The organism is Pseudomonas sp. TH04, assembly GCF_016651355.1.
Classification (GTDB): Bacteria; Pseudomonadota; Gammaproteobacteria; order Pseudomonadales; family Pseudomonadaceae; genus Aquipseudomonas; species Aquipseudomonas fluorescens.
In genome coordinates this window covers 1,534,365-1,547,992 of record NZ_JAEKEA010000001.1, presented here as the reverse complement: position 1 = coordinate 1,547,992, position 13,628 = coordinate 1,534,365, and the positions used below count along the sequence as shown (strand labels likewise).

Annotated in this window: 10 protein-coding genes; 2 read left to right on the top strand and 8 right to left on the bottom strand. The window is 61.3% G+C overall.

Features of this window, described 5'->3' with window-relative positions; genetic code table 11:
- Positions 1–210 precede the first annotated feature (210 nt).
- The 8 genes from JFT85_RS06725 to JFT85_RS06690 form a co-directional block, all read right to left on the bottom strand.
- The gene (locus JFT85_RS06725) at positions 211–903 is read right to left on the bottom strand and encodes a response regulator (protein WP_069551642.1); all 693 of its coding nucleotides are present in this window, start codon (positions 901–903) and stop codon (positions 211–213) included.
- Positions 900–3,551, bottom strand: a complete 2,652-nt coding sequence (locus JFT85_RS06720) for a sensor histidine kinase (RefSeq protein WP_053255290.1) — start codon at positions 3,549–3,551, stop codon at positions 900–902. Before JFT85_RS06720 ends, JFT85_RS06725 begins: the two co-directional genes overlap by 4 nt.
- Before the next feature lie 64 nt (positions 3,552–3,615).
- Positions 3,616–5,685, bottom strand: coding sequence for a potassium-transporting ATPase subunit KdpB (gene kdpB, locus JFT85_RS06715; RefSeq protein ID WP_139372200.1), 2,070 nt, complete (start codon positions 5,683–5,685; stop codon positions 3,616–3,618).
- Positions 5,686–5,697: 12 nt separating this feature from the next.
- On the bottom strand, positions 5,698–6,345 hold the full coding sequence (gene kdpC, locus JFT85_RS06710; protein ID WP_053255365.1) for a K(+)-transporting ATPase subunit C: 648 nt from the start codon (positions 6,343–6,345) through the stop codon (positions 5,698–5,700).
- Between the two features lie 10 nt (positions 6,346–6,355).
- Complete coding sequence (gene kdpA, locus JFT85_RS06705; RefSeq protein ID WP_073636875.1) at positions 6,356–8,062, bottom strand: potassium-transporting ATPase subunit KdpA; 1,707 nt, start codon at positions 8,060–8,062, stop codon at positions 6,356–6,358.
- 107 nt (positions 8,063–8,169) lie between these two features.
- On the bottom strand, positions 8,170–8,268 hold the full coding sequence (gene kdpF / locus JFT85_RS28550; protein ID WP_053255293.1) for a K(+)-transporting ATPase subunit F: 99 nt from the start codon (positions 8,266–8,268) through the stop codon (positions 8,170–8,172).
- Positions 8,269–8,820: 552 nt separating this feature from the next.
- Positions 8,821–9,984 carry a catalase family protein gene (locus JFT85_RS06695; protein WP_201229559.1) on the bottom strand — a complete coding sequence of 388 codons (1,164 nt, stop codon included), beginning with the start codon at positions 9,982–9,984 and terminating at the stop codon, positions 8,821–8,823.
- On the bottom strand, positions 9,981–11,792 hold the full coding sequence (locus JFT85_RS06690; protein WP_201229557.1) for a di-heme-cytochrome C peroxidase: 1,812 nt from the start codon (positions 11,790–11,792) through the stop codon (positions 9,981–9,983). The genes JFT85_RS06695 and JFT85_RS06690 overlap by 4 nt, the downstream gene beginning before the upstream one ends.
- 246 nt (positions 11,793–12,038) lie before the next feature.
- On the opposite strand from JFT85_RS06690, the gene JFT85_RS06685 reads away from it, so the two are divergent.
- Both JFT85_RS06685 and JFT85_RS06680 read left to right on the top strand, forming a co-directional pair.
- Positions 12,039–12,779: an FKBP-type peptidyl-prolyl cis-trans isomerase gene (locus JFT85_RS06685; protein WP_053255296.1), complete on the top strand. Its 741-nt coding sequence runs from the start codon at positions 12,039–12,041 to the stop codon at positions 12,777–12,779.
- A 323-nt stretch (positions 12,780–13,102) separates the two neighbouring features.
- Positions 13,103–13,558, top strand: a complete 456-nt coding sequence (locus JFT85_RS06680; RefSeq protein WP_053255297.1) for a YkvA family protein — start codon at positions 13,103–13,105, stop codon at positions 13,556–13,558.
- Positions 13,559–13,628: the final 70 nt, after the last annotated feature.

Here is a 13,628-nt window from a genome sequence, read left to right as displayed (position 1 = left end):
TCAATTAAACTCAAGGTGGCCAGAGTTTATAAATTAACCGCTGCACAATGAAAGAGTGCTCAGGTAATAAAGTATTTCTTGATTAGAGTTGTGTCGTTTCGAAATAAATTACTTGGCGATAGACTGCTGGTCGGGCGTTATTCCTATGTTCAGCTTGACGTGTTCATAGTAGCCATTGAAAGTTAAAGTCCTGCGCAGGCTTGCGCCTCCTCATAGCCCCATCAACCGATATCCCACCTGTAATTCGGTAATAAAATGCTGCGGCTGCGCCGGGTCTGCTTCCAGCTTTTGCCGTAAGTGCGCCATGTGCACCCGCAAATAGTGGGCGCGGTCCACGTAATCCAGGCCCCACACTTCCAGCAATAATTGCCGATGGGTCAGCACCCGGCTCTGGCCGCGAATCATCGCGCAGAGCAGGCGGTACTCGATGGGCGTGAGATGCACAGGCTGGCCCTGGCGCCATACCTCGTGGGTCGACAGGTCGATTTCAATCTCGCCAAACGCGACCTTGCTGGTGGCTGCCACGGTGCCGGTCTGCCCGTGCCTGCGCAGTTGGGCGCGGATGCGTGCGAGCAGCTCGGGCACACCAAACGGCTTGGTCAGGTAATCATCGGCGCCGGCGTCGAGGGCGGCGACTTTCTCTTCTTCGCGATCACGCGCCGACAACACCAGAATCGGTACCGCCAACCAACCGCGCAGTTCGCTGATCAAGTGTTTGCCATCGCCATCCGGCAGGCCGAGATCGACGATCACCAGGTCCGGTTGACGGCTGGCCGCATGGATCAGCGCGCGCTTGACGCTGTCGGCCTCGAACACCTGAAAACCTTCATCTTGCAGGGCGATCCCGACGAAGCGGCGGATATTGGCTTCGTCTTCAACAATCAAAATGCGTGCGGTGCTCATAAGGCTTCCATGGACGGGGGTGTGCCCGCCGGTAAAGTGATGATGAAGTGCATGCCGCACGCCTCAACGGCGTTGGCTTCGATGTGCCCGCCGTGGGCTTCGACGATGCGTTTGGCCAGTGCCAGGCCCAGGCCGATGCCGGCGACGGAGGATTCCTGCTGGCCGCGCGTGAAGGGTTCGAACAGGTTGGCGGGGGCCCGACCCGGGCCGTTGTCGCTGACGTCCAGCACAATGGCGCCCGCCGTGGAACGGGCGGCGACGGTAATGCTGCTGCCTGGCGGGGTGTACTTGGCGGCGTTGTCCAACAGGTTGACCAGCACCCGTTCGATCAATAGCGCGTCAATGTCCACCAGCGGCAAGCGCGGGTCCAGCGCGGTATGCACGCTGTGTCGCGCCAGGGGTTCACGTAGCTGGCGCAGTGCGCTGCCGACGACTTCTTCCAGCGAATGCCACTGCCGGTTCAGGCGCACGCCGCGCTCCTGCATGCGCGCCATGTCCAGCAGGTTTTCGATCAGCCGCTGCATTGAGGTGGCCTGTTCATGGATGCCGTGCAGCAACTCGGTCAGCGGGCCGGGTGGGGCGTGGGGCAGGGCGGTGTCGGCGGCACCGATCAGGGTGGTCAACGGGGTGCGCAGGTCGTGGGATATTGCCGCGAGCAAGGTGTTGCGCATCTTCTCGCCTTCCATCTGCACCAGCGTGCTTTGCGCGACTTCGACGAAGTGCACGCGCTCCAGCGCAATCGCCAGCTGGCTCATGCAGGCCTCCAGCAGACGGCGTTCCTGTGGGTCGCTCAAGCGTTCGCTCTGGGCCAATTCCAGCACCAGCACGCCGCGCACGCGCATCGGTGCCTTGAGCGGCAAGTAGCACCCTTTGGCCGCCGACAAGGTGTCGGTGCCGTGGCCGGCGGCCCGGCCGTGGTCGTAGGTCCATTGGGCGATGCTCTCGTCAATCGGCAACCCGCCCGCGCCGACGCTGTGCACGCCATCGGCGGCGTCCGGCAGCGCCAGGCCGACGCGTGCTTCGAATACACCGCTGAAGGTGCGCAGCGCGACTTCACTGATTTGCTCCACGGTCAGCGCGGCCGACAGGTCGCGCGCCAGTCGCGCCAATGAGGTGGCGCGCCGTTCGCGTGCGGCGGCGGTACGTGCTTCGTGGCGCAGGCGTGCGGTGAGTTGCCCGGTGATCAGGGCGATGCCGAGCATCAGCGCAAAGGTGAAGAAATACTGGGTGTCAGTGACGGTAAACGAGTAGCGCGGCTGCACGAAAAAGAAGTCGAAACACAGCACCGCCAGCATCGCGGCCCAGACGCCCGGGCCGCGTCCGTAACGCAGGGCCACCAGCACCACGGTGAGCAAAAACAACATGACGACGTTGGCCAGGTCGAACACCTGCAGCAGCAATGCCGCAATGGCGCTGGCGGCGAAACAGGCGAGTGTGGCCCACAGATAGGCCAGGGCTCTGCCCGGTGCAGGCGTCGGTTTTTCGATCACAGGCGCAGGCCCCGGCACTGCTCCGTGGGCTATCACGATCTGATCAATCTGCGGGTGATGGCGGCTGATCCGGTCACTGACCGACTGATGCCAGAACCGCCACGCCTGGCGCGGATGGTGACCGAGCACCAGGCGATTGGCGTTGTGCTCGCGGGCACAGGCGACCAGCGCGTCGGCGACGTCCATGCCCGGCAGCGTTGCCGTGTCGGCGCCAAACTCGCTGGCCAGGGTCAGGGTTTTCATGGCGCTCAGATAGCGCTTGGCGCCGCGCCCCTGAGCTGATGCGACATGCACCACGATCCAGTCCGCTTCGAGTTTTTGCGCCAGGCGCGCAGCTTCGCGCACCAGGCGCTCATCGCCCGCGTCGCCCGCCACACCGACCAGCAGCCGTTCGCGCGCCGGCCATAAGGCCTTTATCGACTGTTCGCGGCGGTAGACGCGCATTTGCGTGTCGACCCGGTCTGCTGTGCGCCGCAGCGTCAGTTCACGCAAGGCCAGCAGGTTGCCCTTGCGGAAGAAATGTTTTGAGGCCCGTTCGGCGTGTGGGCCGAGGTAGACCTTGCCGTCCTTGAGGCGTTGCAGCAGATCATCGGGCGGCAAGTCGATCACCACCACTTCGTGGGCGTTATCGAAGACGTGATCGGGGACGGTTTCGCGCACGCGGATGCCGATGATTTCACTGACCAGATCATTCAGGCTTTCCAGATGCTGGACGTTGAGGCTGGTCCACACGTCGATCCCGGCGCTGAGCAATTCCTCTACATCTTGCCAGCGTTTGGGGTGACGCGAGCCGGGCACGTTGCTGTGGGCCAGTTCGTCCACCAGCACCACGGCAGGGCGCCTGTGCAAGGCGGCGTCGAGGTCGAATTCGCTGAGCGCGAAGTCGCGGTGCAGCAGGGCGGCGCGGGGCAGTTGTTCGAGGCCGTCGAGCAGCGCGGCGGTCTCCGCGCGGCCATGGGTTTCCACGACGCCGGCGAGCACGTCACGGCCCAACGCGACTTCGCGTTGCGCCGCAGCGAGCATCGCACAGGTCTTGCCCACCCCGGCGTTTGAGCCGAAGTAGATACGCAATTTGCCGCGCAAGGCGGCCTGTTCTTCCAGCTGTACCCGGGCCAATAGGGCGTCGGGGTCGGGGCGTTCGTTGTTGAATGCGGGCATAGTCTTCCTGATAAATGCCTGTGGGAGCTGGCGCCAAGCCAGCTCCCACATGAGGTTTAGGGTGCTACACCAGACCCAAGCCGCTGAGCAGCATGTCGATCAACTTGATCCCGGCAAACGGCACCAACACACCGCCCAGGCCATAGATCAACAGGTTGCGATTGAGCAACGCCGCCGCGCCGATGGCCCGGTAAGTCACGCCGCGCAAGGCCAACGGGATCAACGCGACAATGATCAGCGCATTAAAAATCACCGCGCTGAGAATCGCCGAGTTGGGGCTGCTCAGGTGCATCACGTTCAAGGCGCCGAGCTGAGGGTAGGTCGCGACAAACGCGGCGGGGATGATTGCGAAATACTTGGCCACGTCATTCGCCACGCTGAACGTGGTGAGGGCGCCGCGGGTCATCAGCATCTGTTTGCCGACCTCGACCACTTCGATCAACTTGGTCGGGTTGCTGTCGAGGTCAACCATGTTGCCGGCCTCTTTGGCGGCCTGGGTGCCGCTGTTCATCGCCACCGCGACGTCTGCCTGGGCCAGCGCCGGGGCGTCGTTGGTGCCGTCGCCGGTCATGGCCACGAGCTTGCCCTGGGCCTGGTAGTCGCGGATCAGTTGCAGCTTGTCTTCCGGGCGCGCCTCGGCGAGGAAGTCATCCACCCCGGCTTCCACTGCAATCGCAGCGGCTGTCAGGCGGTTGTCGCCAGTGATCATCACGGTCTTGATGCCCATGCGCCGCAGCTCGGCGAAGCGTTCCTTGATGCCGCCTTTGACGACGTCCTTAAGCTCCACCACGCCCAAGGCTTTGGCTCCGTCGGACACCACCAGCGGTGTGCTGCCACGCCGCGACACTTCATCGACTTTGGCCTGCAGCGCGGCCGGGAAGCTGCCGCCCAGGGCTTCGATGTGGCTGCGAATCGCATCCGCTGCGCCCTTGCGAATCGCCCGACCTTCGGGCAGATCGACGCCGCTCATGCGTGTTTGCGCGGTGAAGTGCACAAAGCTGGCGCCCAGGGCGTTGATGTCGCGGGCGCGGATGTCGAACTTCTGCTTGGCCAGCACCACGATGCTGCGGCCTTCCGGGGTTTCGTCGGCCAGGGACGCCAACTGCGCGGCATCGGCCAACTCGGCTTCCTTCACGCCCGGCGCCGGTAAAAAGCTGCTGGCCTGGCGATTGCCCAGCGTGATGGTGCCGGTCTTGTCCAGCAGCAACACATCCACATCGCCTGCCGCCTCGACGGCACGGCCGGAGGTGGCAATGACATTGGCCGACATCATCCGGCTCATGCCCGCCACGCCGATCGCCGAAAGCAGGCCGCCGATGGTGGTGGGGATCAGGCAGACCAGCAACGCCACCAACACCGTGGCGCTGATTACGCTGCCGCTGCCGCTCATGGCCACGGCGAAGATCGAGTACGGGCTCAGGGTGGCAATCACCAGCAGGAACAGCAGGGTCAGGCCCACCAGTAAAATCGTCAGTGCGACTTCATTGGGCGTCTTCTGGCGCTTGGCCGATTCGACCATCGAGATCATGCGGTCCAGGAACGACTCGCCCGGGTTGACGCTGATGCGCACCACCAGCCAATCGGACAGCACTCGCGTGCCGCCGGTGACCGAGGAGAAATCGCCACCGGCCTCGCGAATCACCGGCGCCGATTCACCGGTGATTGCGCTCTCATCCACCGAGGCCACGCCTTCAATCACCACACCGTCGAGCGGCACCAGGTCGCCGGCTTCGATCAGCACCACGTTGTCCTTGCGCAATAAGCTGGCTTCCATTGGCAACCAGGCCGCGCCATGACGCGGTTGTTGCAGCAGCTTGGCCAGGGTCTGGCGTTTCATGCCGCGCAGGCTCGCGGCCTGGGCACGGCTGCGACCTTCGGCCAGGGCTTCGGCGAAGTTGGCGAACAGCACGGTGAACCACAGCCACAAGGTGATGCTGAGGATAAAGCCGCTGGGCGCCTCACCCTTGCCACCCAGGGACTGGAACCACAGCAAGGTCGTGAGGATGCTGCCCAGGTACACGACGAACATCACCGGGTTTTTCCACTGGGCCTGGGGCAGTAATTTCTTTAGCGCATCGACGCCGGCAGTGAGCACGATGCGCCGATCAAACAGAGGTAAACGAGCATTCTTCATGAGGGACATCTCTTACTCACTGACCGCAATAGAGGGCTGACGCGCATCCAGCGCCAAGTTGAGTTGCAGCACATTCACCCGTGGCTCGCCGAGCAAACCGAGGGTGCGGGCGGCGGTGTGGTCGTTGAGCAGTTGCAGCAGTTCGGTTTCGGGGACCTGCCGCAAGCGCGCCACCCGCGCCAGTTGCAGCCGGGCGTTGGCCACCGAGATGTGCGGGTCCAGGCCCGATGCGGATGCGGTGACTGCGTCCACCGGTACCGGTGCACCGGCGGGCAGGCCGTTATCCTGGCGATAGGCGTTGGCGCGTGCGCTGACCTGGTCCACCAGTTTCTGGCTGGTCGGGCCCAGGTTGCTGGCGCCGCTGGCGCCTGCGTTATAGGGCTGCGACACGCTTTTGCTCGGGTCTTGCGGGTCGGCGCCAAGGGTCATGCTCGGGCGCCCATGGAAGTACGTTGGCTTGCTGAAATCCTGGCCGATCAGCGCGGAGCCGATCACCAGCCCGTCGCGTTCAATCAATGAACCCTGTGCCTGAAACGGGAACAACAATTGCGCCGCCAGTGTGGTGAAAGCTGGGTACGCCAACCCTGTCAGCAGCATGAAAAACACCGCCGAAACCAGTACCGGGCGCAGCAGCCCTTTGAATATCGATTGAGTCGTCATCAACATGTCCTCAGTTGTACGTCTGGCCGGACAGCAACTGCAGTTGCTCCACCAGCGGGCCGAGCGCGAGCGCCGGCAAGAAGGTCAGGCCACCCACCACCAGCACCACGAACACCACCAGCAGCATGAACAGCGGGGTCGCAGTAGGGATGGTGCCGGCGCCGGCAGGCACGGTCTTTTTCATCGCCAGGGAGCCGGCCACAGCGAGCATCGGCAGCATGGTGAAGAAGCGTCCGATCAGCATCGCCAGACCAATGGTGGTGTTGAAAAACGGCGTGTTGGCGTTCAGGCCGGCGAAGGCCGAACCGTTGTTGGCGGTGCCGGAGGTGTAGGCGTACAGCACCTCACTGAAACCGTGGGGGCCGAGGTTGTTCAGGCTGGCCATCGTGTCTGGCCACAGGGCGGCGAGGGCGGTGAAACCCAGAATGCTGATCGGGTGTGCGAGCACCGAGAGCATCACCAGTTTCATCTCACGGGCCTCGATTTTCTTACCGAGGAATTCCGGGCTGCGGCCGATCATCATGCCCACCAGGAACACCGTGAGCAGCGCGTACTGGATCAGGTTGATGAAGCCCACGCCGTCACCGCCGAATACGCAGTTGAGCATCATCTGCGCCAGGGGCACGAAGCCGCCCATGGGGGTCAGCGAGTCATGCATAGTGTTGACGGAGCCGGTGGTCGCCGCCGTGGTGGTGGCGATGAACAGGCTGCTGTCGGCGATGCCGAAGCGCAGTTCCTTGCCCTCCATATTGCCGCCGCTTTGCTCAATCGACAGTGTCTGGTTGGCGCCGGCCTGGGTCAGCAGCGGGTTGCCGGTCTGTTCGGCGCCATACACCAGCGCCAGGAAGCCGATGAACATCACCAGGAACGTGCCGAAAAACACCCAGCCCTGACGGCGTTGCAGCAACATGCTGCCGAAGGTGTAGGTCAGCGCCGAGGGGATCAACAACATGCTGAGGATGTGCAGGATGTTGGTCAGTGGTGTCGGGTTTTCGAACGGATGCGCAGCATTCATGCTGAAGAAACCGCCGCCGTTGGTGCCGATATGCTTGATCGATTCAAAGCTGGCGACCGCGCCCACAATCAACTGTTGCTGCGCACCTTCCAGCGTGGTGGCCAAGGCTTGGGAGGCGAAGGTCTGCGGCATGCCTTGCCATACATATACCAGCGCCATGCCCACGCACAGCGGCAGCATTACCCGGTACAGCGTGCGCGTGAAGTCGACCCAGAAGTTACCGATATTGGCGGTGCTTGAGCGGCTCAACCCGCGAATAAAACCTGCGGCGGCAACGACGCCCGAAGTGGCGCCGACAAACATCAGAAAGGTGATGACGGCCATCTGGCTGAAGTTCGACAGGCTGGTTTCACCCGAGTACGCCTGCCAGTTGGTATTGGTAATAAAGGAGGCGGCAGTGTTGAACGCCAGGTCCGGGGTTTGCGCGGCCAACCCCAGTGGGTTGAGCGGCATCACCGCCTGCCAGCGCAGGACGATATAGCCCAGCAACATCATCGCCGCGTTCGACAGCAGCAGGGCCGAACCATAGCGGGCCCAGCCCATGGTCTCCAGTGGATCGACGCCCAGCAGGCGATAGGTCAACCGTTCCGGCAAGGCATGGCGGGCTCCGGTGAACACCCGGGCCAGCCACTTGCCCATCAGCACGGCAAGCGCGGTCATCAACCCCAGGACCAGCGCAAATTCCAGCAAAGTGCTTAACATGTCGTGGCTCCGTTCAAATCTTGCCCATGGCAACAATGGCCATGGCAGTCGCAACAAAAAACACCAGGGAAAGCCCCATGAACATCACGTCGTACATGGCGAACTCCCTAGAACTTTTCAGCGCGAATGAGGGCGTAGCCCAAGTAAGCGAACAGCCCGACGGCACATAAACCGCTGGCGACATAGATGAAGGTCAGTGTGAGCACGGTGTAACTCCCCTTGTTGAATAAGCCGGCGAGGTTAAGCGTTGGCGTATCAAGCTCGGGCACTGATTACAGGCGGCGGTATTAAGACGGTATATAGAAGGTTTTTGCGTGGACGAACGAAAACAAGGGATAGCCCGATGCCGGGGTATCCCTTGAAAGTCTGGGGTTCTGCTGATTTCAGTGATCAGCTTATTTGGCTTTCTTTTTCTTCTCGCCGCGGGTGGCAAGGTGTTCGAAGCAAAACGCGGCGGTGCCGAAGAGTGCAATCATTGACAGGACGAGCATGCCTAAAGTTGAACTTTCCACGATGACTTCCTACGGGTTTTGGGGGTAGGAAGTGACGGTAAAGTGTGCGGCCTTAGTTGCTCAATAGGGACGACGTAATCGTTATGGCGAATGGGCAATCTATACGTATTCTTTACGCGAAATCGGTCACCGCATCTTTTATATCGAACGAGGTCCAGCAGCGGGAGCTGGCTTGCCAGGGATGGCAGCCACTCAGCGTGGCTGACACACCGAGGTGCCAGCATTGCCGGCAAGCCAGCGCCCACCTTACAAGTTACGACTATGCCGATAGTCGCTGACAGCCTCATACACGGCCTTGCGCAGCCGGTTGATACCGCCAATCGGTCGATGCGCCTCCAGCCCGAACCAAGGGTTGAACGATTGGTTGTCGCAAGCGAGGTTCAAGGCCGGCGTGTCGAAATCCTGTGCGGGGATGTTTACCTTGGCCACCGTTTCATAAGGCGCGTCGCTTTCCTTCCATTCGATACTGGTGTCTTCGATTGGCATGAATTTCTGCGGGTTCTGCCGCTGAATCTGCAACACAAAACACGCCGGCACTCGGTCGGTGGACAGTTGCTGATTCAAGGCGCTGCGCAGGAAATTCGGCAGGTCCTGATTCTGCTTTGGCAGCACATAGTCCGGGCAGTTTTGCGGATCGGGTGCCACGCGGAACTTGGCATTCGCCGCGCCAAACTTGTAGGGCGAAACTGAAAAGTAGGTGGTCTGCGTCGGGCTGGCCGGTGGGGGCGCCAGGGTCGCCAGGGCTATAAACAAGTGGCGCACCTGCCAGCTGCGTGGGTCGAGGTGGGGGAAGAACGCGAGGACTTTCTTGCCATCGGCCTGGGCGCCAATGTTCTGCGCATACTCCGCTACGTCGCTGACAAAGAAGTTCGGGTGGCTGAACATCACAAAGTCTTGCTCGGTGCGTGTTTGCTGGTCCGCCATCAGCTGTTTGCCCGGCACATCCAACAGTTTGATTGCCATGCCGCGCGCATCACGGATGCTGTCGAACTGCGGATAGGCGTTGCCGTTGGACAAGCGCATGAGCGCCTGCCAGGTCTTGCCCGGTTCGGCGAAAACGCCCTGGCGCAAGGCCGGATCAAGGTCCTTCAGCACACTGACTTCGGCCTTCACGCAGCCATGCGCCTTGGCGTGGGCGTCACGCAGGTAGCGGGTGCCTTCGCGGTGCTGGTCGACGATACGCACCGCCGTCTGAATGATGCCCTGGCTCATGGCTGCTTCACCGGGCGGGACCTGCTCGTCGGGTGACACCGGGCCACTGTGTTGCCAGGCAAACCAGGCCGTTGCCACCAGCCAGCCCAACAGCCCCAGGCCCACCAGCCACAACAGGGTTTTACCCAGAAAAGCGCCGAGGCGCAGCCACAGACGCGCAAGCATCGAAGGTTGTTTGTATTCAGATCGGATCATCATGGCAGTTGTTGCTCCAGCGGGCCGCCCAGCACTTTGAGGTATTCCAGCAGCGCCCAGCGTTCCTGCGGCAGCAAGGTGCGGCCGATCACGCCATTGCCACGCTTGCCGTCACGGAATTCGTGACCGCTGTTGTGGTTGCCGGTGATAGTGGTGTCGAACACAAAGGCATTTTTGAACGCGCCGGTCTCAAAGCCCAGGTGGCGCGGGTCGTAGTTGAACGTGCCTTTATAGAAGGTGGTGCTGCGCTCGTCCTGAGGCGAGAGCAATTGGAAAATCGTCGGCACCGAGCCGTTATGCAGGAACGGCGGGGTGGCCCACACGCCGGCCAATGGCCGCGCCTTGTACGCGCGCAATTCGCGCACGCCAATGGGCAGGCCGAACCCGTCCAGGCTGGGGCGCTCGGCCGGGGTCACTCCGGCCGCGCGGTAGGCGTGGTCCTCGACAAAGGCGGTGACGTAGGCGAGGCCCTGGGCAACCGACATTTTGTGCAGGTCCAGCGGGGCGCTTGGCTTGGGGTGCAACTCGACGTTGAGTGTGGCCAATTCCGCCGCGTCCCATTGCAGGGCGCTGAGGTCGTAGCGTTGATCGGCGATGTTATTGGCGGCGCCGGGGTCGGTGCCAATGTAGTCCACAGGCAGCATCTTCAGTTGCTGCACCGGGCGACCATTGACCTGATTGACGGCGGGCACATGGCAACCGGCGCAGTTCTCGGCGAACAATGCACGGCCTTGGGCGGCGAGGGGCTTGTTGATGGCCCCGAACAGGTCCTCCGGCCAGGTGGGTGGTTTGAGGCGTTGCAGGGTCTCCTCGATTCGGTTGAGGTCACGCACCCGTACGCTCGACGGGTAGCGCGCGTCGCCCTGAAGAGGCTGGCCGGCGCTGTCGAAGAAATCCAGGGTGGCGCCCACACCAAGGGCTTCGCCGATATTGCGCGCCATGGGTTGCTGGGCTGAGCCGTTCCACTGCACCCAGTCGAAGGTCCAGATATCCCACAAGTGTGGGTAGTCCACCGGCGCATTGGCGACGCGATAGTTTTCCGCTGAAATGGCGTCGCCGAAACTGGCATTGGCGATGCGGCCAAACGCATCGGTGCGCCCTGGTCCTTCTTCGGTGGGGTAGAGGCCGCGGTGTGTGTCGTTCCAGGCAACGCGCAGGAATTGGTTCAGCGATGCTTTGAAGTCCTGACGCAATTGTTGCTTGTTGTGCTCGTCATAGTCGTGACCGAGCACGCTGTGGGCGAAGCGGTCGAACTTCCACGGCAGGTAATAGGTGGCGGCAAGACTGGCCACCAGGGCTTGACCGAAACTGCCGCCACGCAGGGTCGGCACGCTGGAGGGCAGCACGTGCTGAGCGGAGCCACCGTCGATGCGCAGGGCCTGGTTGTTGACGTGCAATTCGCCGGTATGGCAGGCGGCGCAGGTGATATCCAGGTATTCAACACGACTGCCGGCGTTCTGGTGCCGCGCGAAACCTACCGGCAGGTTGCCGGGGTTCTGCGCGGTAGGAACTTGCTTGGGGTCGACCAGGAAACCGAAGCGCGCGAGGTATTCGGGCGTGGCAAACCGCTGCGCCGAAAACGGCAGTTCCAGTGCGGTAAACCAGTCGTAATGCAGGCCTTTTACCTGGGTGCCCTGGGGCGTGAAGTAATACGTCTGGCGATCAGCCGCACTCCATTGATCCTGGTAGCGCACCTGCTCCACGGGCACGTAGTCCGGCAGCTTGGGGTTGACGGTGTAATAGAGCACCACGGTGAGGGCAATGCCCAGCACCGCCAGTATCAGGAGTAAAACACGGGAAAAAATGCGCAAGATAACTATCCTTGTCGAGTTGTAGCGTTCTTATGCCATTGCGCCTCAGGTGCGGCAAGTGGCCAGTAGGCTGGTTGCAGGTCGTCCGCGATCCTTCGCGGAACACCATAATGAATGAAAATGCTTTTAAACACGTGAACTTATCAGAAGTTTCCTGCTCAGATGCCGGTAGCCATTGGTCGTGGCCGCCTGATAAGCTCGCGACTTTACTCGAATGCCCTTTTGGCGCACGAACAAGGAAATAGCATGAAACAGCATCGGTTGGCGGCGGCGGTGGCCCTGGTTAGCCTGGTACTTGCGGGTTGTGATTCGCAGACCAGCGTAGAGCTGAAAACCCCGGCGCAGAAAGCTTCCTACGGCATCGGCCTGAACATGGGCAAAAGCCTTGCTCAAGAAGGCATGGATGACCTGGACTCCAAAGCGGTAGCTCAGGGCATCGAAGATGCCGTTGGCAAGAAAGAACAGAAGCTCAAAGACGACGAGCTGGTTGAAGCGTTTGCCGCACTGCAAAAGCGTGCTGAAGAACGCATGACCAAAATGAGCGAAGAGTCGGCAGCCGCCGGCAAGAAATTCCTTGAAGAAAACGCCAAGAAAGACGGCGTAGTGACCACAGCTTCCGGTCTGCAGTACAAGATCGTGAAGAAGGCTGATGGCGCTCAGCCTAAGCCGACCGACGTGGTGACTGTTCACTACACCGGCAAGCTCACCAACGGCACTACCTTTGACAGCTCCGTGGATCGCGGTAGCCCGATTGACCTGCCGGTCAGCGGCGTGATCCCGGGTTGGGTCGAAGGCCTGCAACTGATGCACGTGGGCGAGAAGGTCGAGTTGTACATCCCGTCCGATCTGGCCTACGGCGCACAGAGCCCGAGCCCGGCGATTCCAGCCAACTCCGTGCTGGTATTCGATCTGGAACTGCTCGGCATCAAGGACCCAGCCAAGGCTGAAGCCCCTGACGCGCCTGCTGCTCCGGCTGCCAAGAAGTAATCGGCACCTGAACACACGACGCCCCGTTTCGACGGGGCGTTGTCGTATCTGGCGTATGGCAAAATTGCGCCAATCAAACCTGATGCAAATCCAAACGAACCCCTGCAATCTGAAACAGTCTGATATAAGACTCGAGCACGGGTAGCCGCACCGAAGCGCCAAGTCAATGAAATCTTGGGTTTTTTTTATGTGCGCAAAAAACGCCCGATCTGACTGAAAGCCTTGTAGTCCGTGGCTTTCAGCCGATAAAACAGGCTCTGTTCACAAGGTTATCCACAATTTGTGTGGATAACCTTTTATGTCGCCTGGAACTGGAGTGACGCATGAAACCACCTTTCAATTTCACCCGCTTCCTGCCCATGGCTGCGCGCTTGTTGGGCCGTGGGCGTTTACCGACCCTGCTGTTCGCGGTTGCCGCCAAAGGCTCAAGCCAAGGCAACCGGCTGGGTAATCTCAAGGATGACCTCAAGTTGCTCCAGGCCCTGTGCCTGGCTTACTGGCGCGGAGAGTACCGGGCGATCAGCCCCAAGGCGCTGATCTCGGTGGTGGCGGGGTTGATGTATTTCCTCAGCCCGATCGATGCGATCCCGGACTTTATCCCTATGTTCGGCATGCTCGATGACATCGCTGTGCTGGCATGGGTCATGAAGACCTTGAACGGCGAGCTGAGCGCCTTTCGCGCCTGGCGCGACGCCCAGCGCCCGGAAAAACTCGCCGTGGTTGAGCGACTGCCTGCGACGGCTGCGCTGCTGACCCAGGAAAACCCACAAAAAAATTGATGACTCTTATATCCCCTGCGACCTTTGCGGCTGTTAGGATTACACTTCTAAGGAAAGAACTTACTTAGTA

Excerpts from the sequence above, each read along its gene's own strand:
- JFT85_RS06725 (WP_069551642.1), bottom strand. The coding sequence starts at position 903 with ATGAGCACCGCACGCATTTTGATTGTTGAAGACGAAGCCAATATCCGC.
- JFT85_RS06695 (WP_201229559.1), bottom strand. The coding sequence starts at position 9,984 with ATGATGATCCGATCTGAATACAAACAACCTTCGATGCTTGCGCGTCTG.
- JFT85_RS06680 (WP_053255297.1), top strand. The coding sequence starts at position 13,103 with ATGAAACCACCTTTCAATTTCACCCGCTTCCTGCCCATGGCTGCGCGC.
- JFT85_RS06685 (WP_053255296.1), top strand. The coding sequence starts at position 12,039 with ATGAAACAGCATCGGTTGGCGGCGGCGGTGGCCCTGGTTAGCCTGGTA.
- JFT85_RS06720 (WP_053255290.1), bottom strand. The coding sequence starts at position 3,551 with ATGCCCGCATTCAACAACGAACGCCCCGACCCCGACGCCCTATTGGCC.
- kdpB (WP_139372200.1), bottom strand. The coding sequence starts at position 5,685 with ATGAAGAATGCTCGTTTACCTCTGTTTGATCGGCGCATCGTGCTCACT.
- kdpC (WP_053255365.1), bottom strand. The coding sequence starts at position 6,345 with ATGACGACTCAATCGATATTCAAAGGGCTGCTGCGCCCGGTACTGGTT.
- kdpA (WP_073636875.1), bottom strand. The coding sequence starts at position 8,062 with ATGTTAAGCACTTTGCTGGAATTTGCGCTGGTCCTGGGGTTGATGACC.